The sequence below is a fragment of the Mucilaginibacter lappiensis genome (assembly GCF_050433765.1).
GTDB classification, from domain to species: Bacteria; Bacteroidota; Bacteroidia; order Sphingobacteriales; family Sphingobacteriaceae; genus Mucilaginibacter; species Mucilaginibacter lappiensis_A.
The window spans coordinates 222,792-249,265 of record NZ_JBNPWP010000001.1 but is presented as its reverse complement, the minus strand read 5'-3'; the positions used below and the strand labels follow the sequence as shown (position 1 = coordinate 249,265).

Annotated in this window: 24 protein-coding genes; 8 read left to right on the top strand and 16 right to left on the bottom strand. The window is 39.8% G+C overall.

Translation table 11 applies throughout. The annotated features are described in order from the left end of the window. Position 1: 1 nt before the first annotated feature. Complete coding sequence (locus M2273_RS01165) at positions 2–2,728, bottom strand: putative LPS assembly protein LptD (protein ID WP_429391940.1); 2,727 nt, start codon at positions 2,726–2,728, stop codon at positions 2–4. A 52-nt stretch (positions 2,729–2,780) separates the two neighbouring features. Here M2273_RS01165 and M2273_RS01160 point away from each other — a divergent pair, with 52 nt between their 5' ends. Both M2273_RS01160 and M2273_RS01155 read left to right on the top strand, forming a co-directional pair. Then, the gene (locus M2273_RS01160) at positions 2,781–3,716 is read left to right on the top strand and encodes an N-acetylmuramoyl-L-alanine amidase family protein (RefSeq protein WP_429391938.1); all 936 of its coding nucleotides are present in this window, start codon (positions 2,781–2,783) and stop codon (positions 3,714–3,716) included. Positions 3,717–3,795: 79 nt separating this feature from the next. Continuing rightward, a complete protein-coding gene (locus tag M2273_RS01155; protein ID WP_429391936.1) occupies positions 3,796–4,740 on the top strand; it encodes an MlaD family protein in 945 nt (314 codons plus the stop codon). Positions 4,741–4,866: 126 nt separating this feature from the next. On the opposite strand, the gene M2273_RS01150 is transcribed toward M2273_RS01155, so the two are convergent. The 4 genes from M2273_RS01150 to M2273_RS01135 all read right to left on the bottom strand — a co-directional run bounded on the left by M2273_RS01150 (position 4,867) and on the right by M2273_RS01135 (position 8,279). Then, positions 4,867–5,781 carry a ribonuclease Z gene (locus tag M2273_RS01150; RefSeq protein ID WP_429391933.1) on the bottom strand — a complete coding sequence of 305 codons (915 nt, stop codon included), beginning with the start codon at positions 5,779–5,781 and terminating at the stop codon, positions 4,867–4,869. 22 nt (positions 5,782–5,803) lie between these two features. Further along, the gene (locus tag M2273_RS01145) at positions 5,804–6,181 is read right to left on the bottom strand and encodes an STAS domain-containing protein (protein ID WP_076378832.1); all 378 of its coding nucleotides are present in this window, start codon (positions 6,179–6,181) and stop codon (positions 5,804–5,806) included. A 46-nt stretch (positions 6,182–6,227) separates the two neighbouring features. Next, complete coding sequence (locus tag M2273_RS01140) at positions 6,228–7,172, bottom strand: phosphoribosylaminoimidazolesuccinocarboxamide synthase (protein ID WP_429391931.1); 945 nt, start codon at positions 7,170–7,172, stop codon at positions 6,228–6,230. A gap of 147 nt (positions 7,173–7,319) precedes the next feature. Beyond that, positions 7,320–8,279, bottom strand: a complete 960-nt coding sequence (locus tag M2273_RS01135) for a PhoH family protein (RefSeq protein WP_429391929.1) — start codon at positions 8,277–8,279, stop codon at positions 7,320–7,322. A gap of 101 nt (positions 8,280–8,380) precedes the next feature. Here M2273_RS01135 and M2273_RS01130 point away from each other — a divergent pair, with 101 nt between their 5' ends. The 5 genes from M2273_RS01130 (at position 8,381) to M2273_RS01110 (ending at position 13,471) form a co-directional block, all read left to right on the top strand. After that, entirely contained in the window at positions 8,381–9,157 is a 777-nt protein-coding gene (locus tag M2273_RS01130) for an SAM hydrolase/SAM-dependent halogenase family protein (RefSeq protein WP_429391927.1), read from the top strand. Between the two features lie 10 nt (positions 9,158–9,167). Then, on the top strand, positions 9,168–9,695 hold the full coding sequence (locus M2273_RS01125) for a hypothetical protein (RefSeq protein ID WP_429391925.1): 528 nt from the start codon (positions 9,168–9,170) through the stop codon (positions 9,693–9,695). A 30-nt stretch (positions 9,696–9,725) separates the two neighbouring features. Then, complete coding sequence (locus M2273_RS01120) at positions 9,726–11,558, top strand: ABC transporter ATP-binding protein (protein WP_429391923.1); 1,833 nt, start codon at positions 9,726–9,728, stop codon at positions 11,556–11,558. A 108-nt stretch (positions 11,559–11,666) separates the two neighbouring features. Beyond that, complete coding sequence (locus tag M2273_RS01115; RefSeq protein WP_429391920.1) at positions 11,667–13,067, top strand: MBL fold metallo-hydrolase; 1,401 nt, start codon at positions 11,667–11,669, stop codon at positions 13,065–13,067. A gap of 83 nt (positions 13,068–13,150) precedes the next feature. After that, positions 13,151–13,471: a hypothetical protein gene (locus M2273_RS01110; protein ID WP_429391918.1), complete on the top strand. Its 321-nt coding sequence runs from the start codon at positions 13,151–13,153 to the stop codon at positions 13,469–13,471. Positions 13,472–13,586: 115 nt separating this feature from the next. On the opposite strand, the gene M2273_RS01105 is transcribed toward M2273_RS01110, so the two are convergent. The 7 genes from M2273_RS01105 to M2273_RS01075 form a co-directional block, all read right to left on the bottom strand. Then, complete coding sequence (locus M2273_RS01105; protein WP_429391917.1) at positions 13,587–14,537, bottom strand: D-2-hydroxyacid dehydrogenase; 951 nt, start codon at positions 14,535–14,537, stop codon at positions 13,587–13,589. A gap of 110 nt (positions 14,538–14,647) precedes the next feature. Beyond that, entirely contained in the window at positions 14,648–15,715 is a 1,068-nt protein-coding gene (gene serC / locus M2273_RS01100) for a 3-phosphoserine/phosphohydroxythreonine transaminase (RefSeq protein WP_429391914.1), read from the bottom strand. A 184-nt stretch (positions 15,716–15,899) separates the two neighbouring features. Beyond that, on the bottom strand, positions 15,900–16,568 hold the full coding sequence (gene rpe, locus M2273_RS01095) for a ribulose-phosphate 3-epimerase (protein WP_429391912.1): 669 nt from the start codon (positions 16,566–16,568) through the stop codon (positions 15,900–15,902). A gap of 105 nt (positions 16,569–16,673) precedes the next feature. Then, positions 16,674–16,946: a hypothetical protein gene (locus M2273_RS01090; RefSeq protein ID WP_429391909.1), complete on the bottom strand. Its 273-nt coding sequence runs from the start codon at positions 16,944–16,946 to the stop codon at positions 16,674–16,676. 168 nt (positions 16,947–17,114) lie between these two features. Then, positions 17,115–19,250 (bottom strand): polyribonucleotide nucleotidyltransferase, encoded by a 2,136-nt coding sequence (gene pnp / locus M2273_RS01085; protein WP_429391907.1) that lies wholly within the window; start codon positions 19,248–19,250, stop codon positions 17,115–17,117. A gap of 125 nt (positions 19,251–19,375) precedes the next feature. After that, complete coding sequence (gene rpsO / locus M2273_RS01080; RefSeq protein ID WP_112571906.1) at positions 19,376–19,654, bottom strand: 30S ribosomal protein S15; 279 nt, start codon at positions 19,652–19,654, stop codon at positions 19,376–19,378. 108 nt (positions 19,655–19,762) lie between these two features. After that, positions 19,763–21,565, bottom strand: coding sequence for a M61 family metallopeptidase (locus M2273_RS01075; RefSeq protein ID WP_429391903.1), 1,803 nt, complete (start codon positions 21,563–21,565; stop codon positions 19,763–19,765). Positions 21,566–21,698: 133 nt separating this feature from the next. Between M2273_RS01075 and M2273_RS01070 the strand changes: the two genes are divergently transcribed. Beyond that, a complete protein-coding gene (locus M2273_RS01070) occupies positions 21,699–22,118 on the top strand; it encodes an acyl-CoA thioesterase (RefSeq protein ID WP_429391901.1) in 420 nt (139 codons plus the stop codon). Positions 22,119–22,131: 13 nt separating this feature from the next. On the opposite strand, the gene M2273_RS01065 is transcribed toward M2273_RS01070, so the two are convergent. The 4 genes from M2273_RS01065 to M2273_RS01050 form a co-directional block, all read right to left on the bottom strand. Continuing rightward, complete coding sequence (locus M2273_RS01065) at positions 22,132–23,145, bottom strand: hypothetical protein (RefSeq protein ID WP_429391899.1); 1,014 nt, start codon at positions 23,143–23,145, stop codon at positions 22,132–22,134. A gap of 112 nt (positions 23,146–23,257) precedes the next feature. Next, positions 23,258–24,370, bottom strand: coding sequence for a hypothetical protein (locus M2273_RS01060; protein ID WP_429391897.1), 1,113 nt, complete (start codon positions 24,368–24,370; stop codon positions 23,258–23,260). Beyond that, complete coding sequence (locus tag M2273_RS01055) at positions 24,370–25,005, bottom strand: ABC transporter ATP-binding protein (protein ID WP_429391895.1); 636 nt, start codon at positions 25,003–25,005, stop codon at positions 24,370–24,372. Before M2273_RS01055 ends, M2273_RS01060 begins: the two co-directional genes overlap by 1 nt. A 330-nt stretch (positions 25,006–25,335) precedes the next feature. Then, complete coding sequence (locus tag M2273_RS01050; RefSeq protein WP_429391892.1) at positions 25,336–26,316, bottom strand: D-alanine--D-alanine ligase; 981 nt, start codon at positions 26,314–26,316, stop codon at positions 25,336–25,338. Positions 26,317–26,474: the final 158 nt, after the last annotated feature.

Genomic DNA, 26,474 nt, shown 5'->3' with positions numbered 1-26,474 from the left:
ATTAATAAAAAGTTCCGTTGTTTGTGTAATCGTTTCTTTTGCTCAGTTTAAGATCCTGCAAAATGGTTGATTTAACCTTTAGCGTAACATTATACGATTTTAAATACCCAAAAGGTATCCATTGAACCGAAAGATCCCAGCAATGCAGATCGCGATAAATAGAAAAAGATGTGGCGCTACCCAATTTACCTGCTTTAATATCATAGTTGGTAGAGTACTGTACTTTCCACTTTTGTGTAATATTTAAATCGCCGCTAACTTGAATGGTATTACTGGTTGAAATAGTATTGAGGGAATTACTGTAGCTGTAACTATAATTAAATGAAATATTCCAGGGAACATTAAAATCAACATAGGCGTTAGGATCACTATTTACCAATGCTAATCGCTGAGCCTGTTGCGGGTTTATATTTGCCAGCGTATTATTTACCCCGGGCGTTCCCGGAGCTTGAGCTTTTGTAGAATTTAAACTACCGCTCATTGATATACCAATGTTAGATAGTTGAGGAAATTTACCGTCCTGCCAGGTGTACCGGTTTATTTGTGTAGCATACCGTTGAATGACATTATTTTGAATAGAGTCACGAATTACAGTAACATACGGATTAAAGCTGCCCTGAAAACTAATATTAAGCCTTTGGTTAAAAATAGCTGTATGCCCCGAAAATGTAATGGGCGAAAGCTTCATAGAATCGGCTGCAAAATTGTAGAAGGTTGAAAAAGATAAACCCTGCAAAATAGTTATCTTCCGGTCTACACCCGATGTATCGGTACTTTTGGCTTTCACTTTTGCTTCGATGGTGTTATCCAAACTAAAATTTAGTCCTGCCTGTTTTCCCGGTGAAGGTCCGCCGTAAACCGCCCCATCAAAAATGGAATATTTTTGGGAGGTATAGGGGTATGGAATAGTAGCATCGCTTACCGCGGTTTTATAATACCCAAAACTTGGGTCTGAAAAATCCGGACGGTAACCAAAGCTAATTGATGGAGTTGCTATGTGCCTTATGGCCTTTAAATTTCCGTGTTTAAAATTTATCTGTCCGTATAATTTAGTTGATAAACCTGTGCTCAGGCTATATTCTCCCGAGCGTTTAAACCCGGCAATGGTATCAGTGATCAATTGATCTGTATTGCTGATACTACCCCGCTCAAATCTTTTGTTTATGCTTTGAAAATACCAGCGTTCGGTATAATTTACACTACTGTTAAACTGGAAATATTTAAGCACATTTAAACCTAAACTTACCGGTATCTGGTGTTGAAAACCATTTTGCAAACGTTTTGATAGCGTTTCGCTTTTAAACAATTCTGATTCGGGAATATCATTTACCTTATTTGTGGCGGTCATGTTATAACTAACCGTAAGTTTTTGATACCACTTTTGTTCGCCAACTCTGTCTTTTGAATCAAAAGGATTTATTGACGACATACCAAAAGCTATCGTTGGTAACTCAATTGTAATGGTTTTACGTGCAATATCCTGACTGTGCGACAAACCCACACTCAGGTTAAAAGGTGTTCCGGCCCATGTTTTACCATACGAAATGCTGGAACGCAAGCTACTTTGGGCAATATTATTTACGTTGTAATTTGAAAATGCAGGGCTGTTTCTGAAAAAGCCCGCTGTACCCGCATTTACCGATGCACTAAACGTAGACCCGGGATTAGCATTGGCATCCTGCGAGTGTGTCCAATCGATATGGACATCTTTAATAGAAGGATCACCCGGCAGCCCATAATTATGCGAACCAAAGCTTAGTGAAAGATTCCCGGTGTATTTATATCGCTTTAAATAACGCATAACGCTATTTAACTCGTATGATCCTTTTGAATATACAGTAGCCGTAGTGGTAAGGTCAATATAATCATTAAACCCCAGGTAGTAACCAAAACCCGACAGTTTAAATCCCAATTGCTGATCTTCACCAAAAGTAGGTAAAATTACCCCGGATGTACGTTGATTAGGCTTTGGGAAAAAGCCGAATGGAATGGCTAAAGGTAAGGGGATACCCTCAATCTCCAGGTAAGCGGGCCCTGAAATAATCCTGTTCTTTTCGCCAATTCCGCGGGTTATAACAATACCAAAGTGGGTATCGGGATACGGCAGATCACAGGTACTAAAGATCACATTACGATAGGCTACCTCTGTTTCATTTAGTTTTTTTGCCTGCCCACCCGATATAAAGTTACCATCCTGCTCCGACGCCGGATTGTACAACTTTCCTTTCTTTGTCTCGTAATTAAACAGCAGGGAATCTGATGATACCGGTTTATCATTTTTTTGCTTGGAAATAGGCCGGCCTACATAACGCTTGGTACGGGGGTCAATGCTTCCCCTTGCAAATATGAGGTGATTTTTCTGGTCAACCCTTATATAATCAGCATCCAGCTCAAAATCCTCATAGGTAACACGGGCACGCCCATAGAGGTATAAAATATCATGTTCAACATCACTATGTGTAGAATCCTCAGCAACAGCCTTTACTTCAGACTGCAGCCCCCCGTTTTTCTTGGTAGTATCATTTTTAGCGGTATCATTTTTTGGTGCTGGGATACGTCCGTTTTTTTTACCTTTAAGCAGTTTCCTGTCTTTGATGGTATCAAGTTTTATAATAGTATCTGCAACAGGCTTGCCGCTATAGCCCTTATGTGTACCTTTGCTTTCGGCAACAAGTACATTTACCGTTAAAATAATTGCAATGAGAAAAAAGAAAGTTATGGATTTCAAAATGGATTATGAATAGTATTTTTGCAGATATAGTTAACAGCGTTCAAAAATAATGAAAAATAGGGCATTGAAAAGATTGATTTATAGTTTATCGGCATTACTGGCATTCCTTTCATTTTTTCCGGTTACATCTTATAGTTTCATTAAACAAGATACTATTATAAATAATTCAAAAAATGATACTGTTCCAAATAGTACCACCGGTTTTAAAATAAAAACCATCATTATTGACGCAGGTCATGGTGGCGCTCATTCCGGACCGGGACATTTTTCACCTGGTGCATCAGGAAGTTTTTCTAAAGAAAGAAATGTAACGCTTGCTATTGCATTAAAATTGCAAAAAGCCATAGAAAAAGATATGGGCGGAGTAACGGCTGTATTGACACGCGCTACCGATGATGATGTTTCTTTTGAGCGACGGGCAGAAATAGCTAATCAAAACAAAGGAAATGTTTTTATATCGATACACTGCAATTCGTTACCAGACAGACATGCACGTGAAAGGGTTGGCACTAAGCGCCGTAAACCGGTATACAGGACGGTTAGTGTGCCAGACCGTTCCGGCAAAGGTGTGTTATTACTTGTTTATGGATTAAAGCGTACAAGAGAAGCAGAAAATGAAATAAAAGCCAACCAGGTAGAAGGAGATTCTGAAATGGGTGCCGGTTTGGATCCTGACGATCCTGTTACTATTATTTTGACCAATGAGTACAAACGAAAATTTCGCCAGCAAAGCATAAATCTTGCAAACCTTATTAACACTGAATTTGTTCAAACAGACGAAAGACCAAGTGATGGCATGCGGGAACAGAGTATATATGTACTATGCCACAGTGCAATGCCATCGGTTTTGGTAGAAACAGGATATATAAACAACCCTGATGATGAAAAATACCTAAATTCGGAAGATGGACAAAACGAAATTGTGGCTTCCATCGTTAGGGCTTTAACAACTTATAAAAAAGAGATGGAATTAGTGTCGCGATAATTCACTATAAAACGTACTATATAAAAGCCCTAAAAAGACCCACAGCAAAACTACTTAAACCCCATAACAACTCTGCTTAATGAAAATCTCAAACGAAACAAAAATAGGAGCACTTACGGCCATAGCAATTACCATACTTTTATTAGGATACAGCTTTTTGCGGGGAAATGATGTTTTTTCGGGGTCAAACAAATATTATGCTGTTTACCGAAGCGTAGAAGGGCTTGCTTTGGCCAAACCTGTATTGGTTAACGGGTTTCAGATTGGGCGGGTATCAAGTATGAAACTACAGCCTGACGGACATACCATTGTAGAGTTTAAAATTGATCCGGATTACGTTATACCTAATAATACACTTGCAAAACTGTCAAGTACCGACCTTTTGGGCAGCAAGGCAATAGTTTTTGAGCTTGGAAACAGTAAGGTACCTGCCGAAGATAAGGACACATTAAAGGCCGATATACAAGGCAGTCTTGCTGAAAGCCTGCAGCCTATCCAAAAAAAGGCCGAGATGCTGATATCAAAAATGGATTCATCACTGGCAGCCATTAATAAAATATTGAATCCAACTTTTCAAAAAAATATTGACCGCAGCTTCATGAGCATTGCCAATTCGTTGCAAACCCTTGAAGGCACTACTAAAAAAATTGACAACCTGGTTGGTTCACAATCCGGCCATATTGATGCCATCCTCTCCAATGCCGAAGTTGTTTCGGGTAGTTTAAAAACCAGCACGGCCCATATAGAGGGGATGAGTGCTAATTTTGAGAAAGTGAGTAATGATATAGCTGCTTCAAATATTAAGCAAACCCTTGATAACGCCAATAAAGCTATGGCCGATTTGCAGGCTACTATCAACAAGATCAATACCAGCCAGGGTTCGCTGGGTTTATTGCTTAATGATGATAAGATGTATAAAAATCTTGCAGATGCTTCAAACAACCTGAACAATCTGTTTATTGATCTGAAGGCACATCCTAAGCGTTATGTAAGCTTTTCGGTTTTTGGCGGCAAGAAAGATTGATTTATTAGAGTCAAGAGTTTAGAATCAAGAGATAAGACTACTTAAAATTTGAATAATAAAAAAGCAGACGATCATCGCCTGCTTTTTTTATGTCTTGTCTCTTGGTTCTAAACTCTTTGCTCTTCCCTACTCGATACTGAATGTTTTTCCTTCAATTGCCAATTCGGTTGCCGGGAAAACACTTCGGGCCTCATCAAGCAACTCATTTAAAGTTTTATACCTGGCCGAAAAATGGCCGATCAACAACTTTTTCGCATTGATTTTTAATGCTATTTGTGCTGCCTGCAGCGCTGTGGTATGATGGGTAATTAGCGCCCTGTCCAACATATCATTTAAAAATGTGGCTTCGTGGTAAAGCACTGTAACATTACAGATCTGGTTAAAATATTGCTCATTATACAATGTATCTGAACAATAGGCATAAGCTTTAGGCGCCTCAGAATCGGTAGTTAAGGTATCATTTTTATATACCGTGCCATTTGTTGAAGTATAATCCTTCCCCTTTTTAAGCGCCGTATAGTACTCAACAGGAATATTTAACTCATCCAGCTTTTCTTTTATCAATTTGCGTAAACGCTTTTTTTGCCTGAAAATAAAACCGGTACAATCAATACGATGATCAAGCGGAATGGTTTCAATAATGATATCATTATTGTTTACGATCACTTCGGCCTTTTGGGCGTTTGTAAAAGTATACTCAAGCGGAAACTGTAGTGTGGTTTCTGAATATTTTAATTGCAGATCAATAATTTCTTTTAAGTGTGCCGGGCAAAAAAGGTAAAGAGCTTTTTTGCGTCCGTTAAGATGCATGGATGATAGTAAACCTACCAGTCCCAAATAATGATCGCCGTGAAGATGGCTTATAAATATATAATCAATACGGCTGGCTTTAATATCAAAACGCAGCATTTGCTGCTGAGTACCTTCGCCGCAATCAATTAAGTACAGGTGCTCATTAATATTAAGTGCCTGTGATGTAGGATTTCTGTTAAAAATGGGTGTTGCAGAACTGCTCCCAAGTATTGTTACCTCAAATTTCATACAGGGTAAACAATCATAAGGGTTATCTTGCTTCTTTTTTCAGTTCTTTTTCAATCTCCTCCATGAAAATAAGATCGATGCCTTCTTCGGCTGTAGGAACAATATTAAGTACATTATCCAATTGTGAAATGGTAACCAAACGGGCTACGGCATCATTTAATCCTGCCAGGATAAATAATCCTGTCGCATTTTTACACAAACGATGACCTACCAGTAAACTACTTAAACCCGAAGAATCTGCAAATTTTACTTGTGAAAGATCAAGAATTATATTTCGCTGACCTTCAGTATTGATCAATATCAACTCAGATTTTAATTGAGGTGTAACCAATGAGTTTAGTTTTGACTCATTAAGTTTCACTAAAATATATTTCTCGTGCTTATCAACAGTAAATTTCATTCTTGTTAAATATTAAGAAGCTAAGATAAGATTAATTTACGTGTAATTACAAATTACTTAATGCCTGTTTAATTCCGGTCTCCACCCTGTTTAGAACACTTGCATTATCCGGCCTCACAAATGTTTCGCCTATAATTTGTTCATACAGTTCTATATAGCGCTCAGATATCGATTTTACAATATCAGGTGTCATTACCGGTACTACCTGGCCTTCTTTACCCTGAAATCCGTTTTCGATGAGCCATTTCCTTACAAACTCTTTAGAAAGTTGTTTCTGAGCCTCGCCTTTTTGCTGGCGTTCTTCATACCCTTCCTTATAAAAGTACCTTGACGAATCGGGCGTATGTATTTCATCAATTAAATAAATTACACCATCAATTTTGCCAAATTCATATTTGGTATCAACCAGGATCAATCCTTGCTTCGCGGCTATTTCAGTTCCGCGTTTAAATAATGCTTTGGTATAGGCTTCCAGCTTTGCATAATCATCGGCCGATACAATATTTTGTTTAAGGATCTCTGCTTTTGATATATCCTCGTCATGCCCTACTGATGCTTTAGTGGTAGGAGTAATGATAGGCTCAGGCAGTATGTCATTCTCCTTTAAACCTTCGGGCAGGCTTTCACCACAAACCTCTCTTTTACCGGCGCTGTACTCGCGCCATGCATGGCCTGCCAGGTAACCGCGTATTACCATCTCTACTTTAAAAGGTTCGCAAATGCGACCGATGGTAACACTCGGATCAGGAACTGATATTACCCAATTAGGTACAATATCAGCAGTGGCTTCTAAAAAACGTGCTGCAATCTGGTTCAGCACTTGTCCTTTATAAGGAATAGGTTCGGGCAGTACCACGTCAAAGGCCGAAATACGGTCTGTAACCACCATGGCCAGATACTTATTATCTATAGTATAAACATCACGTACCTTGCCTTTGTAAAAATTAGTTTGACCGGGTAAGTTAAAATGTGTTTCTTTTATTGCGTTCATTCTTTTTAGTATCAAGTAGTTAGTATCAAGTAGCAAGTATTTTGCCTGGCGCTTAATGCCGGCTACAAATAGTTAGTACAGCAATCAAAAATCTTGATACTTGATACTAACTACTTGATACCAACTAAACTACCTGATACTAAACTTTTATTGTATATCTCCGTAAGCTTCCAGTATTTTACGAACCAGTTTGTGCCTTACAACGTCTTCACCGCTCAGGTAAACAATTTCAATTCCTTTAATATCGGTTAGTATACGCAGTGCAGTATGCAAACCTGATTGTTGCTTTTTAGGAAGATCTATCTGTGTAACATCACCCGTAACAATAAACTTTGCCGACGGCCCCATACGGGTCAGGAACATCTTGAGCTGCATATCGGTAGCATTTTGCGCTTCGTCCAATATCACAAAACAGTTATCCAGCGTACGGCCACGCATAAATGCCAATGGTGCAATTTCAATGGTACGGTTCTCCAGGTAAAATTTTAATTTTTCGGCTGGGATCATATCATCAAGCGCGTCATATAATGGCCTCAAATAAGGATCTATCTTTTCTTTCAGGTCGCCCGGTAAAAACCCGAGGTTCTCCCCTGCTTCCACAGCCGGCCTGGTTAAAATGATACGTTTAATTTCCTTGTTTTTAAGCGCCCGTACAGCCAAGGCAACAGCGGTATATGTTTTACCGGTACCAGCAGGCCCTATGGCAAAAAGTATGTCACTTTTGTTAATACTATCAACCATCTTTCGCTGGTTGGCGGTACGCGCTTTAACCATCACGCCATTTGGCCCAAAAACTATCACTTCGCCACTGGCAAACTTATCAGTTATCTGATCTGTTGATGGCGCGGCGGTAGCCTTTGATCCAAGTATTCGCTCAAGATCGGTTATGTTCAGGTTTTCGAATTTCTCCACATGTTGCAGCAGGTGATCGAATTTTTCCTGAAAAATATTCAGTTCGTGATCATCACCCAGAATTTTAACTTCGCTGCCACGTGCAACTATTTTAAGTTTAGGATATTGTTTCTTAATGATCTCAAAATGATCATTATTTGGCCCCCACAATACTGCCGGATTTACGTTTTCAATTGATAGCTTTAGCTCGTTCAATACTAATTTGATTTTTTAGTTACCGATTTTTATGAATTAAAAATTGAATATTTGTAGCTTCAAATGCTACTACAAGATTAGCAATAAATATTATAAAATTAATGGCAATAATAACATTAACTACTGATTTGGGCGATAAAGACATTTACCAGGCTGCACTTAAGGGCAGCATCTATAAATTGTTACCCTCAGTTAATATTGTTGATATTACCAACAACGTTGCGGCCTTTAATGTACAGCAAGCCGCGTTTATATTAAAAAACAGTTTTTATTACTTTCCCGAGAATACGGTACACCTTATTGGTATTGATACTGTTTATAATGACCATACCAAATACCTTGCTGTAAGATACAAAAAGCATTATTTTGTTGGTGCCGATAACGGCATTTTTTCGCTGATGTTTGATATTGATCCGGAGGAAATTGTGGAGATCAATATTATGCAGGATTTGAAGTTTTTGCATTTCCCGCTGGCCGATATTTTTGTTAAGGCAGCCTGTCATCTGGCACAGGGGGGTAAACTTAGTGAAATAGGCCTGCCGGTTCAAGACATCGAAAACAAAATGAATTTACAGCCTGTTATTGAAAAAAACCTGATAAAAGGCGTGGTTATTTATATCGATTCGTTTCAAAATGTGATAACCAATATCACTAAAGAATTTTTTAACAGTGTGCAGCAAGGCCGGCGTTTTGTACTAAACTTTAAACGTAACGAAACCATTAACCATTTAAGCTGGCACTATAACGAAGTGCCTGTTGGCGAAAAACTTTGTCTTTTTGGTATAAGCGACCACCTGGAAATAGCGATAAATAAAGGTAACGCCAGTGGCTTATTAGGTTTAAATCTTAATGACAAGGTAATTATTGAGTTTCAATAAGTTTTAATCCATGAAAAAAATCATTCTGCTTTGCTTCTTTTGTTTTTCGGGTATTGGTTTGGCTTATGCACAATCGCAGGTAAATGCCGATTCCATAGCTTATCAACTGCAGCGAAAAAAAATAAACAATATGCTTGATATGCGCAAGCAGCGCTTTGGGCAATATCAGCAGAGCCTTAATGACCACACCGGCATATTTGGCCTGCAAACAAAAAGCGACATACGCCGCTCAAACGACATTTTGATGGATATTGTTAAAACAGATGATAATATTTACAAGGAGCTAAAAATACTGTTGGAGTACCGGGCATTTCAGCAAAGGCAAATCCAAACACATTCCAAAGAGGCCGAAAGCCTCAGCTTGGGCTTTATGAGCACTATTAATAAGCTAAGGCAGCAAAATATAGCTTTAAAGGCCAGTGCTCAAAAGGCAATTCAGCAAAAAGAAAATTCACAACGTATTTATATTATTGTAATTGTTCTCATGCTTGCGTCAATTTTATTTCTGATAAGCAAAAAAAGTAAAGTTAAGGTGTAATTTTACGCCTGCATCTATTTAAAACTATAAATGGCAAGAGGACGACTGAACAGTGGCGCTAAGACCGAGACCGAATTACCAAAAGCAAAAATTAACAGGCAGAGTATCCAAAACATAAGGAAACTGCTCAATTACATAAAACCTTATCGGGGTAAATTCATATTGGGTTTGATATTTTTGCTCATATCAAGCGTGGTAGGCCTGGCATTCCCTAAAATACTGGGTGCCTTGATTGATGCGGCTCAGGGCAAATATCCAAACAACTATTTGCCGCATAGCTTAAATGCCATAGCTATTGCAGGCTTTTTATTATTGTTCGCACAAGCCTTTGTATCATTTTTCAGGGTAGTTTGGTTTGTACAGGTTGCTGAGCGTTCCCTGGCCGACATTAGGCGTGATACCTATTTTAAACTGATTACGCTGCCGATGAACTTTTTTGCCAACCGTCGTGTTGGCGAGCTGAACAGCCGCATATCTGCCGATCTATCACAAATACAGGATACGCTAACTACTACTATAGCCGAGATCATCAGGCAGTTGGTGATCATGGTGGGTAGTGTTATTTTATTAGCGGTAGTATCAATTAAATTAACGCTGGCTTTACTGGCTATTTTACCTTTTCTTGTAGGGTTCGCTGTATTTTTTGGCCGGTACATACGTAAACTTTCACGCCAGGCCCAGGATAAACTGGCCGAATCGAACACAATAGTTGAGGAGACCCTGCAGGGTATAGCTAACGTAAAGGCATTTGTGAACGAGGCTTATGAAGCAACCCGTTACGATAAAATACTGCGCAACGTAGTTGATATTGCCGTAAAAGGCGCCAAATTCCGCGGAATATTTGCATCGTTCATTGTGTTTTGCCTCTTCGGAACTTTTGTTGGGGTGATATGGTATGGCTCGGTATTGGTTAGTCATCATGAAATTTTGGTGGGCGACCTTACCACTTTCATTATGTATTCTATTTTTGTAGGCGCTGCTATGGGTACTTTCCCTGATCTGTATGCCAATTTACAAAAGGCAGTAGGTGCAAGCGAAAGGGTATTGGAGATACTTGCCGAAAACGGCGAAGATATATCCATGGTTGAAAGCAATAACCAAATAGATCAACCCATAAGAGGTGATCTGGCTTTTGAAAACGTTGTTTTCGCCTATCCCTCCCGTTCAGAGCTTACGGTTTTAAAAGGTATTTCGTTTAATGCAGCGGCCGGTCAGCGGGTGGCTATTGTTGGGCCCAGCGGTTCGGGTAAATCAACTATGGCATCATTGATACTGCAGTTCTACTATCCTCAAAATGGCGGAATTTTGTTTGACGGTCGTCCGGCGTCTGATTTCTCCATTACCGATATCCGTAACCAGGTAGCTATTGTACCCCAGGATGTGCTGCTTTTTGGTGGATCGATATTAGAGAATATCGCCTATGGTAGGCTCAACGCTTCAAAAGAAGATATTATACAGGCTGCCAAGCGCGCAAACGCCCACCAGTTCATCACCTCCTTCCCCGAAGGTTATGAAACTATTGTGGGCGAACGTGGTGTTAAATTATCAGGCGGTCAACGCCAGCGTATAGCTATAGCAAGAGCATTGTTAAAAAATCCATCTATACTCATATTGGATGAGGCGACCTCATCATTGGATTCAGAATCAGAAAGACTGGTTCAGGAGGCTTTGGAAGAGCTGATGAAGGATCGTACTTCAATTATCATAGCGCACAGGCTTTCAACTATTCGCGAGGCTGATAAGATCATCGTGCTCGAAAAAGGCGAGATCATTGAAAGCGGCAGCCACCTGGAACTGATCAGTAACGAGCAAGGCCTTTACCGTTATTTGAATCAACTGCAGTTTGATGCACAAAACAGTTAGGTTGTAAGTTTTACGTAATATGCTTTACGTAAAATAAACTATTATATTCACAACAAAAACTAACAACATCATACGTACAACGTACAACGTAAAAGCGTATTATATATAATGAAATTAACCATACACGGGGCGGCCCGGCAGGTAACCGGCAGCATGCATTTGCTGGAAGTTGACCAATATAAGATATTAGTGGATTGCGGGTTGGATTACGAGAAAGACCGCAGCATACAATCAAACGAAAATTTCCCTTTTCGCCCCGAAGAGATCGATGTGGTGATACTTACGCACGCGCACATTGATCATTCAGGTAATTTACCCACCCTCGTCAGGCTGGGCTTTAATGGCCAGATATTGTGCACTCCCCCTACTGCCGACCTTACCGAGCTCCTGTTGCTCGATTCGGTAAGTATATTCATGAATAAGGCCAATAAAGGTAATAGAAGACGCGGCAAAGGCAAATTCAATTCTGGTGGAGGTGTACAACCGCTTTATCTGCAAAAGCACGTAATGGATACGGTAGACCGCTTTGTTACCATCGGTTTCAACAGACCTTTTCGCATTAATGGCGATATCGAGCTTACCTTTATCCCGGTTGGTCATCTATTAGGTGCCGCCGCGGCTGTATTGAAAGTAACGGAGCACGGCGAAGAAAAGTCCATTGCCTTTACCGGTGATATCGGCAGGAAAAACTATCCTGTTCTGGACGACCCGCAAACATTGCCACCCGTTGATTTCCTGGTTTCGGAGTCGACCTATGGAGGCCGTTATCATACCAAGGATAAGTCGGTTGAGCAAGCCTTAATTGAAACCATTGACAAAGCTTGCATCCGGGAACAGGGCAGGTTAATTATACCGGCATTTAGTATCGGGCGTACACAATCATTAGTGTACTCGTTAAACAAAATATTCAGCGAGGGATTATTGCCGAAGGTTAAAGTTTTTGTGGATAGTCCAATGGCTACCATGGCGACCGGGATTTTCAGAAAATATCACAGCCTGGTGAACCAGGAAGCGCAGGATTTTTACAAGGACAAAGGCGACGAGTTTGAATTTGACAACCTTACCTATGTAGAAACTTTAAAGGACAGCAGGCAGATCTCAAATTATTATGAACCCTGCATCATTATTTCCTCAGCCGGGATGCTGGAGGGCGGCCGTATCCAGGATCACCTTTTTTATAATATCCAAAATTATTATTGCACCATCTTGTTTATAGGTTACTGCGCCAAAGGTACTTTAGGTCATCGTTTACTGCGCGGCGATTCCATTGTTCATATTAAAGACAGGGAGCTGGCCGTTTATGCCACCATTAAACAAACTGATGTATTAAGCGCTCACGGTGATCATAATGACCTGGTGGAAAACGTAAAACAACAGGATAAATCAAAGCTTAAAAACGTTTTCCTGGTACACGGCGAAGCAGAAAGTATGCAACTACTGGCTGCCGATCTGGAGCATAATGGTTATATCGTTACCATACCGGAGAAGGACGTGGTTTATACGCTTTAATTTACGATGGGGTACACATATTAAATATTTTACTATTTAACTATCTTTATAGCAAAACTCTGATCAATACTATGGCTATATCGATGGATCCTAAAACTCGCAAGCATATTAGTCGGGCATTTTTTTGTCTTGGTTTTATTGCAGTCAGCTACGGGCTCTTAAGAAGAGAAAAAGCAATGAAGTACACAGTAGTTGTGATTGCAAAAGTTATGGGGTTTCGGCATCCTAAAATTGATAGAACCGAAGTAGATATACAATACAGTTATAATGGGAAGACGATAAACAATGACTTTTCTTTACGCCATCCTGATAGTTTAAAAGTAAATACTAAAATAAGGCTGCTTATTTCAAGAGTGTATCCAACTGAATCTCAATATATAGAATATCTCGGAGTTAAACATTAATAATTTCAATCGTCTTTCTGCTTACGTAAAAATTACTGTTTAAACAAAATGGCACGAACCAAAAAGATCCGTGCCATTCGTATAATTCGCACAAATTAGTGCAATTCGTGTTTACTTATTTTTTAAAGTGATCAATGATCAGGTTAGCAAGCTCCACACCTATCCGTTCCTGAGCTTCGTTAGTGGCAGCGCCAATGTGCGGGGTAAGGGAAATTTTAGGGTGTTTTAATATTTCTTCGCGAGGAGTTGGCTCGTTGTCAAAAACATCCAAAGCGGCAAATGAAACCTGTCCGCTGTTTAATGCATCAATTAGGGCCAGCTCATCAATTAAGCCACCACGTGAAATATTTACCAGACCTACACCTTTTTTGGTTTGTGCCAGTTCTTCGGCACCGAAAAGCGCTTTATCAATAAATGGCGTGTGCAGGGTAATAAAATCAGCTTGTTTGATCACCTCATCAAGTGTAACTGTTTTTACAGATACCTTAACAGTTGTGCCACCGCCTAAAACAATATCAAGCTCAGGGTTAAAAGGGAACAGGTCATAAGCAATAACATCCATACCTACACCTATAGCTATTTTAGCAACCTCGCGGCCGATACGGCCAAAACCTACAATACCTAAAGTTTTGCCACGCAGCTCAATACCTTTTGCATAAGCTTTCTTCAGATCATTGAATTTAGTGCCACCTTCAACCGGCATTTTGCGGTTGCTGTCATGCAGAAAACGTACACCACCAAATAAACTGGCAAATACCAGTTCGGCAACTGATAATGATGATGAAGCAGGCGTGTTATAAACACCGATGCCTTTTTCTTTGGCATACTCCACATCAATATTATCAACACCTACACCACCGCGACCGATCAGTTTTAGATTAGGCGTAGCGTCAATTAAGGCTTTACGCACTTTGGTAGCGCTACGTACGGTTATGGCATCGTAGTTCTTCAACTTTTCAGGAAGTTCATCCTGAGGTATATTATTGGTATCAACAAAAAATCCGGCATCTTCTAAAAGCTGCTTTCCAATCGGATCTATACCGTCATTAGCTAATATTTTGATCATCTTATGTATAGTTTAAGCCCCCGGCCCCCTAAAGGGGGAGTGATAAACTCATCCTTTAAAGATACCGGAGGTTATTAATTATTTTGTTCCCCCTTCAGGGGGGTAGGGGGCTACTTATTCTTTTCTGCAAATTCCTGCATGGCATCAATCAGCACATATACGCTGGTTATTGGCAATGCATTATATATTGATGCCCTGAAACCACCAACACTTCTGTGGCCTTTTATGCCCACTATTCCTCTTTCATCACATAGTTTAAGGAATGGTTTTTCGTGCTCTGGATTTTCAGCAACAAAGCAAACATTCATGTGCGAACGATCTTCAGGAACACAAACACCTTTAAAGAAAGGATTGCGGTCAATTTCATCATAAAGCACTCTTGCTTTGGTGATGTTTTCCTGCTCAATAGCCTCAACGCCACCTTTAGCTTTTAACCAGTTAAGTGTAAGCATAGATACGTAGATAGCAAAAACCGGAGGTGTGTTGTACATAGAACCACCTTCAATTTGCGTTTGATAGTTAAACATAGCAGGGATCTTACGATCTGTTTTGCCTAATATATCATCCTTAACAATTACCAGCGTTACACCAGCCGGGCCCATATTTTTTTGAGCACCTGCGTATATCAACCCAAAATCAGCAACATTAATCTTACGGCTGAATATATCTGACGACATATCACAAACCACCGGTATAGGCGATGATGGGAACTCTTGTAGCTGTGTACCGTAAATAGTATTGTTTGATGTGATATGGAAATATGCAGCATCAGCAGGTACGGTATAATCCTTAGGGATATAAGTAAAGTTGCTTTCTTTTGACGACGCAACAATTTCAACCTCACCAAAGTATTTGGCTTCTTTTAAGGCTTTGTTTGCCCATACACCAGTTTCCAGGTAGGCAGCTTTGCCGCCTGCAGGCAACAGGTTATAAGGAGCCAAAGCAAACTGTGTGCTGGCACCACCTTGTAAAAATAATACCGAATAACCCTCAGGAACGTTGAATAATTCTTTTACCAACTTAACAGCTTCATCCAAAACTGCTTCAAATTCTTTTGAACGGTGCGAGATCTCCAATAATGACAATCCTGTACCATTAAAATCAATTACCGCCTCAGCAGCTTGTTTTAAAACTTCGTGAGGTAAAATGCCTGGTCCGGCACCAAAATTATGTTTCATATAGTTAACAAATTGTAGGTTCTGAATACACGATTAGGAACTTCGTATTTAGTTGGGCCGAAGTTAATTAATTTGACAAAATATATAGAGTTTATTTACATTTTTTGAAAAAATATACAATTAATCAACAAAAGGCCCTTTGATTGCAAATTTGTAATTAATCCTATTAGGTTAATAGAATTTATTACGATTGTAATAACTTTTCGGGGTATTTAAGATTGGATATGGCACCCAGTTGGTTGGCCGACGAAAACACCGAATTACCCGCGACCAGCACATTTGCACCGGCTTCAACTAATTTTTCAATATTACTCTGGTCAACTCCACCATCAACTTCAATCAGCAGGCCAGGATTTTTTTGCTGGCTTAACGCTTTAATATCTTTCAGTTTTTTGTAGGTGTTGGGAATAAATTTCTGTCCGCCAAATCCAGGATTTACCGACATGATTAAAACCATATCCAGGTCGGCAATAATATCTTCGAGCAATGCAACAGGCGTATGCGGGTTAAGGGCCACCCCTGCTCTGCAGCCCAGCTCCTTAATGGCTTGTATGGTACGGTGTAAATGCGGGCAGGCTTCATAATGTACGGTAATACCATCGGCTCCCGCGTCTTTAAAAGCTTTTAAATAACGGTCGGGGTCAACAATCATTAAATGTACATCAAGCGGCTTGGTTGCGTGTTTTTTAGTGGCATTTACAACCGGGAAACCAAAGGATATATTAGGTACAAACATACCATCCATAATATCAACATGCACCCAATCCGCATCACTTTTATTGATCATTTCCAGATCGCGTTGCAGGTTGGCAAAATCGGCAGCTAAAATTGATGGTGCTATTAAATGATTCATATGCAAATATATAAAACCCCCGGGCCAACTGGAGGAGGAGTTATTAATTTAGTGTAAACTTTTTTGGGATGAAGCAAAGTCCCACCGCGCGTCATTACGTGGTACTTAATCGCAATTAAGCAAAAGGTCGTAATACTTTTTCATGAGTATGGTATCATAATTTACCAAAGAGCTATAGGCCTCTGATACCAGTTCATTTAAAATTGATGATCCAAGTTGTCCACCTCCATTGGGAATGGAGTCATAATATACTATTAGTTCTTTAACCCTAATAATCTCATATAATAACAGCTGGACCAAATCGGTTCGTGCCCCCGACTGTATTCCATGCGGATTATTGCTGAGAAAATCTAAAGGATCATTAGTAGCAGAAGTCATGTTTTTTTCAAGCAGGATCGGACTTTACGGTTTTATTGACTATCTATTAACTATTATAAAGTTTAAACAAGTAAGTTTTGTTTTGATTTTTCAAAAAAAACTCAGAACAAAACAGGCTAAATAGCAAAACCCTCTTATCGAGGGTTTTGCAAATAAAAATTCAATAAATTAATTTTCAGCTTTTGGTGACTCCGGCCTTGGCAATAATGCTTTGCGGGAAAGTTTAAGCTTTCCTTGTTTATCAACATCAAGCAGTTTTACTCTTACCTCATCGCCTACTTCAAATATACCGTCCATTTTTTCAATTCTGCGGTGATCAATTTCAGATATGTGCAGTAAGCCATCTTTACCAGGCATGATCTCAACAAATGCACCAAACGGCATAATTGATTTCACTTTACCTTCGTAAACTTCGCCAACTTCAGGTTTTGAAGCGATAGCGCGGATACGTGACAAGGCCTGATCAATAGATGCTTTGTTATCGGCAAATATTTGAACAATACCCTGGTTGTCCTTTTCTTCGATAGAAATGGTTGCACCTGTTTCGCGTTGCATTTCCTGGATAATTTTACCGCCGGGTCCGATAACTGCACCAATAAATTCTTTATCAATTTTGATGGTAACAATACGCGGAGCATGTGGTTTGTAATCAACACGCGGAGCAGTAAGTGTTTTAGCCATTTCACCAAGAATGTGTAAACGACCATCTTTAGCCTGGTTTAAAGCGTTGGTTAACACTTCGTACGAAAGACCATTGATCTTTAAATCCATCTGTACGGCAACTATACCATTGGCAGTACCTGTAACTTTAAAGTCCATATCACCCAGGTGATCTTCATCGCCCAGGATGTCAGAAAGGATAGCATATTTAGTACCCATTTCGTTGGTGATCAGTCCCATCGCGATACCTGATACCGGCGATTTAATTTTAACACCTGCATCCATCAACGCCAATGTACCTGCACAAACTGTAGCCATTGATGACGAACCGTTTGATTCCAGGATATCAGAAACTATACGGATAGTGTATGGGTTTTCATCCTCAGATGGTAATACTTGTTTTAATGAACGCATGGCCAGGTTACCGTGACCAATTTCGCGGCGACCAGCACCCCTGTTTGGACGAACCTCGCCGGTTGAAAAACCAGGGAAGTTATAGTGCAACAGGAATTTTTGATAACCATTGATGAACGCGCCATCAATCATTTGCTCATCATCCTTAGCACCTAAAGTAACAGTGGTTAATGATTGTGTTTCGCCACGGGTAAATACAGCCGAGCCGTGAGCAGATGGTAAATAACCAACTTCGCTCCATATTGGGCGTATTTGTGTAGTTGTACGACCGTCTAAACGTTTTCCTTCGTCTAATACAAGGTTACGGATAGCATCGTACTCCACATCGTGGTAGTATTTTTTAGCAAGGAATTTAGTAACGTCATCAATCTCACCTAAAGTTTCGATATACGCGTCACGAACTTCTTTAAACTTAACCGAACGCTCGTCTTTTGCCGATGCAGAAGAAGCGATAGCGTAAACCTGATCATAAGTTGCAGCGTAGATAGCTTTTTTCAGCTCTTCGTTACTGTTTTCATGACTGTAAACGCGTTTTTGGGTTTTGCCAACTTCAACGGTTAGTTCCTTTTGAGCTAAACACTGTAGTTTAATAGCGGTGTGTGCAAATTTAATAGCTTCAACAAGCTCAGCTTCCTGAATTTCTTTTGATTCGCCTTCAACCATGTTAATGTCATGCTCGCTACCGGCAACAATAAACTCTAAAGTAGCTTTTTCTAACTGGCTTAAAGTTGGGTTGATAACTAACTGACCATCAACTTTAGCTACACGAACTTCAGAGATAGGACCATTAAAAGGGATATCAGAAACAGACAAAGCCGCTGATGCTGCCAAACCGGCAAGGCAATCAGGCATAATATCTTTATCTGCAGATATTAAGGAGATCATCACCTGGGTATCAGCATGATAATCTTCAGGGAACATTGGGCGTAAAGCACGGTCAACCAAACGCGAGATTAAAACCTCATAGTCTGATAAACGCGCCTCGCGGCGTAAAAAACCACCCGGGATACGACCGGTGGCAGCATATTTTTCTTGGTAATCAACAGAAAGGGGTAAAAAATCAACTCCCTCTTTCGCCTCGGGCGATGATACTACAGTAGCCAGTAACATGGTATCACCCATTTTAATTACTACAGAGCCATCGGCTTGTTTGGCCAGTTTACCGGTTTCGATCTCAATGGTGCGGCCGTCACCTAAATCAATAACCTTTTTAATTACGTTTAAACTCATCTTTTTTTGTTTGTGATGCACTTTTCATCTTTCGGAGCGCATCGGTTTTATGTGTGTGAATATTGTTTCAAAGTAAAAAAGCCATCCTCTTAATCAGGATGGCTTTTAAATAAAAAAGGAGAGAATTACTTAATGATATCCCTTAGCTGTAGCGCTTTGATGATAGCACGGTATCTTTCAATGTCTTTTTTGTATAAGTAAGCCAATAATGCACGGCGTTTACCTACTAATTTTTGAAGTGATAACTGGGTCGAAAAATCATGTTTGTTTTTTTTCAGGTGACCAGTTAAATGTGCAATACGGGTTGTAAATAAAGCTACCTGTCCTTCTGCAGAACCTGTGTCTGTAGCTGATTTACCGTGTTTTGCAAAGATCTCTGCCTTTGCTTCTTTACCTAAATACATTACTTGAATAATATTAAAGCGTGAATGATTAATTATTTGAGGTGCAAAGATACAGTTAGTGTTTCATATTTGCAAGGGATTTAGCAAGTTGAATTAGCGGATATTTACTTAATTACCTACCCAGCTTTTATAAATAGCCGCCTGCAAAGAGTCGGGCTTGGGCAGCGGACTTATCTTAAAGGTTTTCTCTTTTTTGGTTCCTAATACAATAGCAACATCTTGTTTTACCAATCCTTTTTGCACTGTAAGCTTCAGGGTATCGCCGTTATTTTTGGATTCAAATGAGTGATAAAGTAGCTGTTGTGTTGCAGGACTACCGTCTATAGTCAATATGATAGTCCCTCCTCTTATATTTTTGTTCCAGGCCGGCGAATTGGGTTCAACCGTAACTATTTTCAATGTATCTCGCTGCTGCCTTACGTTAATACCGATCCAGGAGTTAAGGGTCCTGGTTGCATTGGTATCTATGGACAGGCCACCGTAAGCAAAGTATTTTGGATAATCGGGTGGTTTAACGGTCGAAGCATATTCAAACAATTCAGGAAGCGGTATGCCGGCTATCTTTTCGCACCCGTTCCTAAACTCCTGCTCTGTAAAACCACGTTTTAACTGTTTATAGTATTTAAAATAAAGCAGGCGCATTACATCATCAAGCGTTTTTTTATTTTTGGTAGCATGACGTATGCTAAAATCAAGCATTAATCCAAGTACCGGCCCCTTATCATAGTAAGAGATGGTTTTATTAATATCTTCATTTACACGTCCGTTTGGCCCGTCGTTCCAGGTATTGTAGCTGGCCTGCGTAGCCGACTGGTAAAAATGCCCGGGCTTATTTTCATAGTTTTGAATATTGTTGCTGAAATCTCCCAGCATATCTTCATTACTCATTAAACCGGCACGCCTAACTATCAGGTATTCATAATAAACTGTAAACCCTTCAGATACCCAAAGCATATTGGTATGGTTTTCTTTTGAGTAATCAAAAGGGCCCAGTTCAATTGGCCTTATGCGTTTTACGTTATAATGGTGAAAATACTCATGCGCAATAAAATTGTACAGCTTTTTTCTGGCCTCCGGCGAATTAAAGCCTTCGCCGCCGCTAAAGCTTAATGAGGTAGAGTTTAAATGTTCAATTCCGCCGCCGCCTGCCCCTATTGATAAAAATGTGTAATGGGTATAAGGTATTTCGCCAATAATGTTGCTGCCTGTTTCCACAATCTTTTTCAGATCATCCATGAACGCCTGCCGGTCAAAAGCCGGAAGCTGATAGCCAATAAAATTATGCGGCTTATTTTTCACGGTAAACGGAGGCAGTACCTCCAAATTACCCATCAGAAAGGGGCTATCATATAATACATCAAAATCATCGGCTTTGTACACATGGTATTTGCCTGGGATGGTATCAAGCCCGGTTGCTACCCTATCTGCCCATTTGCTGTATGGTTTCATTGCAATAGTAACCGGGTGCTGCAGTTCCTGATCAAGGTACATGAACAAACCTCCGGGTGTGATGTATCCCCTTGTTTCATCAAGGTACACATTACCCACAAAGGCAATTGTAGCCTTAACATCGTATGAAACTTTTACTATACCTGTGTTATTGCGGTAAACACGCCAAACGTTTTTAGATGGTTTTTCCCACTTTAGCCCGGTGCCTTTAGCATCAGTAACATTGAAATTTTGAACAGCGCCTGCAAAATCAAGCAGTTGGTAGTAACCAGGTGTCCAGGCGCACATTTTAAAGTCGAGTGTTTTCCCCGGGGCCTTGCTTATTAGCTCCACATGGTAAAAATGGTCAGCCGCTTTTTCCATAGAAACGGCATATTGCATGTTTACCGGTTTTTGCTGTGCCTGTACAGCAAAATGTAATGATAAAAAAGCAAGTGGCAATAGTTTACGCAGTATTTTCATTGTAGTGATGAGAGTTTGTTCCGAAGATAAAAAAACCGAATAGATAAATAGAGATTAGTAAAGGAGATTATAAAAAAATAGCCGTTCATTGATCAACCACTCACTTAATAAACCAACTCGCTATCTTTGCCACATGAATACTCCTGCTTATTCCACTTTCGAAACCGAATTTCGTGTACGCCCTGATGATATTGACATGTTTCAGCATGTGCATAACAGTAAATATTTTGATTATGTACTGGCCGCCCGATATGATCAGATGGAACGTTGCTATGGGATGGCCATGGAAAAATTCATGGAGCGTGGCTTTGGCTGGGTAGTAAGTACGGCTCATGTCCACTACAAACGCGCCTTAACTATGGGCGACTATTTCATCGTAAAAACAGGTATCGAAACCATTGACAGCAAAGGCTGCCGGGTAAAATTCAGCATCACCAACAAAGCCACCAATAAAATTTGCTGCGACGGGTGGTTCGATTACACCATGATAGATATGGCAACAGGCCGCGGAGCAAAGATCCCGCAGGATGTAATTGATCAGTATTTGATATAGTAAGCTGTAATACTTACAATTCAGGTGGTAAAAAAAATTCTGATATATTACTAACTGGTATTATTTCGATACCGATCTTTTGCCAATCAGGTAGAATTGACAAAAATCTTGATTTAATATCTTCAGGATTACAATCTTGGATATAAATCTTTTTAAGATTAGTCATAGGTCTAATAATTTTCCTATCGACTTCGCGATTAAAAAATGGAAAAGAATATCCTATTACAACTAACACTCCCGTATCGTTAAAAAACTCTAATGCTTCATTGGAATGATTGCTGTACCATGCAAAATTAATATTTATATTTCCGTCATAAAAACGATTTTTCAACTTGACTTGGCTATATCCAAAAGACAATGCAAAATCTAAATCATCAGATTTACATTCGGGATCTAAAATATTTGTAACTACTGGATAGACTCTGTCAAATTTTCCTTTAAAATTACATGAACCATTAATTTTTAATGAAATAAATTTATTCCTTTCAAAATCCCTTAACTCTGTATTAAATAAATCAAAACTAACATCAAAGCTTCCTCTATTATTGATTTTTTCGTGAGCTATTTCCATTTGCAAATCATAGTTCCATGTTAAAAACTTCACGTTAGCTGGAAATTTATATGAATTTGAATTTAAAATTGATACTAAAAATGTGTCATACCTTGGGTCTAATCCAACAATTTTTTGTTCAATATTAAAATATAAAGCAAGAAAAAAACATAATTCGTTAACTTCTGATGACCTACTTGTTATATGAAGTTTTTTTGCGTAGGTATCAACAGTTGAATGATTTTGTGAATAAGTATATAACTTATCTAATCCCTCAAGTAAATAATTCTTTGCATCATTCTTTTTGAATTGCAAAGAATTAACCGTCAAAACCTCATCGTTTTCAAAAATGTAATTATTTTCAACAAATTGCCTTACGACTTTTATTCTTTCGGGTAGTCCCTTAATTGTTGGTAATGCTTGAGCACTTGCCCCAGCACCGAATAAGTATGTGACTTTAGGTAACGAGTCGTCCATTTTCCTTTAACAACTTTATTTTTTAGTTAAAACACTATATGCATTAATAATAGCTAAAATATTTGTAACCAAGTCGATTAAATAATAATCAATAAGATTAATTACTCATAACTTAACTCTTCTTACTCACCATCCCCTGATACCTGTAATAGTTATTATAAAAAAACAAATAAGCAATAACCAAATTCAGCGGTATCAGCAGCCATAATAAGTAGAACATAATAACCCAAAACAGCACCATAAACAGGCCGAGGATCCATTGCAGGTATTTATCCATATCCAAACCAAACCAGTACAGCAAACAATGAAACAGCATAGCTATGCTTAAACCGGCCAGTAACAACTCTGCAGCCATCAACGGCTGAAACCTGCTGAAAAGCCATACCCCCTCGGGCAGCAGCAAAAAGAAATAAACGCCAATAAAATTCAGGAATAGCCTGTATCTGCTATAAGGCAAATTCCTCGAAAAGCTTAGCAGGGTTTCCTCAAAACGGCGTTCCTCAAATATTAAAACAACATGCGCGGTTATTACCGCCAGGATAGCTATGCCCGCCACCCGCAAATCAGTTTTAACATCAGCAAACAAATAAAACACCCCGCTGATAATTAACCACGACAAGCCTTTAGTGATCAAATAAGGTACTTTTTTACTGTCGAAAATATGATAAATATACAGGCTGAAATAGGGTTTACGCCATTTACCGCTTAGTTTCAACAATAAGGATTGGTTACTGCCATCAACCAAACGGTTAACCATGCGCACATATAATAAAGCGCTGCACCAGATCATGGCTGTTAAAAACACCAGGATCACCAGAGGCAATATATAATAATGGTGTGATACCCCCACCATTACCGCCAGTAAAGCATAAATAATAACAGGCGCCAAAATAACAGCCTGCACATAATACCAGCTTTTACGCTGGGCCGACCGGCTTAATGATGTACTGCTATAAAATAAAAATTGCTTATCAGGCGCGTAAAACTGCCCAATAATGTAGTGCCAGCTTTTTAGAATATATAACAACCATACACCAATTACCAAAAGCAGCATCATGGGGCTGCTGGTCATGGCCAGCATTAATGATGAGTGATAGGTTATCAGCATATTGCCGGGCACCGTACCTACCATTACAAAAAAAACAAAAAACAATATGCCGGCATGTACCTGGTAAAAGCCGCTGGCAAATACTTTGAGCAATACTTTGGTTAGGGGCTGCTGCATCAGGCAATAAATTTCAGGGTTTGCTCCTCAACCAACAGTTCATGGGCTACAGGCAGTTCTGCATGTTCCAAAGCCTGGTGCGATGACAGCAAGAAACTTGTGCCCTCCTGCTGGTAACGTTCGGCAATCCAGCTGTTGAGTATTTTCAGAGATGCAGTATCAATAGTGATCAAAGGTTCATCCAACAGGATCAACTTTGGTTTACCCATAAATGCCAGTACCAACGATAGTTTTTTAAGCATCCCGCTGGAGTAGGTACCTACCGGTCGGTCCACATAGGCCTGCATCTGCATGGTTTCTATATAATGCCGCTCCTGCCCTGCCGGCGCGTCTTTGGCCTGTGCAAACAATGCTATCAGTTCCTTACCAGTTAAAAACTCGGGAAATATGGGCTCTGCTTCGGCAAAGTTCACCAGCTTGCGGTAAGCCACTGGCTGCTTTTTTATGCTGATGCTATTGCTCAGCAAAATATCGCCTTCAAAGGACAATATACCGGCAATAGATTTAAGCAAGGTACTTTTACCCGAACCGTTCACCCCTTTTATCCAGTATACTCCGGGATCAATGGATAGTTCATCAACCTTTAGCGCCGGGAAACCACCATATAATTTTTTGAATTTTATAAATTGAAGCATTGGTGATTTGATGCTGAAAGGATTACCATGTTACATTTTTATTTATTTATAAGACAACGAATAGACTCACCCCGTCTGCGCTTTGCTGGACGATCCTCTCCTCGCCTGCGGCGGAGGGTTGAGGAGAAAAATAATTTTGTCATGCTGAACAGCGTGAAGCATCTATTCAACACCACGTTAATTCGCGAATAGATCCTTCGCTATCGCTCAGGATGACAAAACCCTCCCCTCTTTCCGCCGCACGCGAAGAGAGGGAGACCAAGCGTAGCGATGGTTGGGTGAGTCTACTTTACACCTAATAAATCCAAAATCGAAATCCCAAATCCGAAATCAAATCGCCCCTTCTACCAGCGCTCCATAAAATTCGCCCAGATCCATGCCTGCTGCCCTTACCTGCTGCGGTATCAGGCTGTTGGACGATTGTCCCGGGGTGGTATTTACTTCGATAAAATAAAAATCATTGCTGCCCTCCAGCAGGATAAAATCAACCCGTACCATACCTTTGCAGTTAAGGCGCATGTATACTTCGGTCACAATATCAGCTATACGCTCATTTTGCTCTGCCGACAGATCTGCCGGGGTTACTTCTTTGGTTACGCCTGATGTGTACTTGGCCTCATAATCAAAAAAGTCTTTGGAGGTGATGATCTCTGTAGCCGGTAAAACGGTTATTTTACCATGCAGCCGGGCTATGCCAATGCTAAATTCACGGCCTTTTATAAATTCCTCTACCAGGATCTGCTCATCCTCATGAAATGCTTTTTTAAGCGCCTCGGGCAATCCGGCAACATTATAAACTTTGCTCATACCCACGCTACTCCCCCCGTTATTGGGTTTAATAAACAGCGGGAATTTTAAGGTAGCGGCAACAATAGCTACATCGTGCATATCTTGTTCAAACAGGCGCATGGAGTGGGCTGTATGCAAGCCATGAATGCCATTTACTATGGTTTTAGTATAAGCCTTGTTCATGGTAATGCCCGATGTGGTAGCATCGCAGGTATTATAAGGTATGCCCAGCATATCAAAATATCCCTGTAGTTTACCGTCTTCGCCTGGGGTGCCGTGTATGGTGATAAAAGCAAAGTCGAACTTTATTTTTTCGCCATGAATGCCGATCGTGAAATCATTTTTATCTACATCTACAGGGCCATTATCTGATTCATAAAACCACCTGTCGCGATTGATGAATATGGTATAAACCTTATACTTATCGGCCGATAAATTATTAGCAATATTTTTGGCGCTATTTACAGATACTTCATACTCGCCGGTAAAACCACCGGCCAAAAGGGCTATGTTCTTCTTCATATTTCGGATTTCAGATGTTCGATTTGGGATTTGTTTTTTCAAATGCCTTATTCGATTTCGAAATTAGAATAATAGTCTTAAATATTCTTAATCGAAATCATAAATTCAAAATTTTTAAATCCGAAACGGCAAAGCCATCCTGAGTACCTTGGGGATCA

Coding starts and splice junctions, on each gene's coding strand:
- rpe (WP_429391912.1), bottom strand. CDS start 16,568: ATGAATCATTTAATAGCACCATCAATTTTAGCTGCCGATTTTGCCAAC.
- M2273_RS01105 (WP_429391917.1), bottom strand. CDS start 14,537: ATGATCAAAATATTAGCTAATGACGGTATAGATCCGATTGGAAAGCAG.
- M2273_RS01060 (WP_429391897.1), bottom strand. CDS start 24,370: ATGCAGCAGCCCCTAACCAAAGTATTGCTCAAAGTATTTGCCAGCGGC.
- M2273_RS01140 (WP_429391931.1), bottom strand. CDS start 7,172: ATGAACGCAATAAAAGAAACACATTTTAACTTACCCGGTCAAACTAAT.
- M2273_RS01160 (WP_429391938.1), top strand. CDS start 2,781: ATGAAAAATAGGGCATTGAAAAGATTGATTTATAGTTTATCGGCATTA.
- M2273_RS01115 (WP_429391920.1), top strand. CDS start 11,667: ATGAAATTAACCATACACGGGGCGGCCCGGCAGGTAACCGGCAGCATG.
- M2273_RS01070 (WP_429391901.1), top strand. CDS start 21,699: ATGAATACTCCTGCTTATTCCACTTTCGAAACCGAATTTCGTGTACGC.
- serC (WP_429391914.1), bottom strand. CDS start 15,715: ATGAAACATAATTTTGGTGCCGGACCAGGCATTTTACCTCACGAAGTT.
- M2273_RS01075 (WP_429391903.1), bottom strand. CDS start 21,565: ATGAAAATACTGCGTAAACTATTGCCACTTGCTTTTTTATCATTACAT.
- M2273_RS01155 (WP_429391936.1), top strand. CDS start 3,796: ATGAAAATCTCAAACGAAACAAAAATAGGAGCACTTACGGCCATAGCA.
- M2273_RS01145 (WP_076378832.1), bottom strand. CDS start 6,181: ATGAAATTTACTGTTGATAAGCACGAGAAATATATTTTAGTGAAACTT.
- M2273_RS01050 (WP_429391892.1), bottom strand. CDS start 26,316: ATGAAGAAGAACATAGCCCTTTTGGCCGGTGGTTTTACCGGCGAGTAT.
- M2273_RS01130 (WP_429391927.1), top strand. CDS start 8,381: ATGGCAATAATAACATTAACTACTGATTTGGGCGATAAAGACATTTAC.
- pnp (WP_429391907.1), bottom strand. CDS start 19,250: ATGAGTTTAAACGTAATTAAAAAGGTTATTGATTTAGGTGACGGCCGC.
- M2273_RS01150 (WP_429391933.1), bottom strand. CDS start 5,781: ATGAAATTTGAGGTAACAATACTTGGGAGCAGTTCTGCAACACCCATT.
- rpsO (WP_112571906.1), bottom strand. CDS start 19,654: ATGTATTTAGGTAAAGAAGCAAAGGCAGAGATCTTTGCAAAACACGGT.
- M2273_RS01090 (WP_429391909.1), bottom strand. CDS start 16,946: ATGACTTCTGCTACTAATGATCCTTTAGATTTTCTCAGCAATAATCCG.
- M2273_RS01125 (WP_429391925.1), top strand. CDS start 9,168: ATGAAAAAAATCATTCTGCTTTGCTTCTTTTGTTTTTCGGGTATTGGT.
- M2273_RS01120 (WP_429391923.1), top strand. CDS start 9,726: ATGGCAAGAGGACGACTGAACAGTGGCGCTAAGACCGAGACCGAATTA.
- M2273_RS01110 (WP_429391918.1), top strand. CDS start 13,151: ATGGATCCTAAAACTCGCAAGCATATTAGTCGGGCATTTTTTTGTCTT.
- M2273_RS01055 (WP_429391895.1), bottom strand. CDS start 25,005: ATGCTTCAATTTATAAAATTCAAAAAATTATATGGTGGTTTCCCGGCG.
- M2273_RS01065 (WP_429391899.1), bottom strand. CDS start 23,145: ATGGACGACTCGTTACCTAAAGTCACATACTTATTCGGTGCTGGGGCA.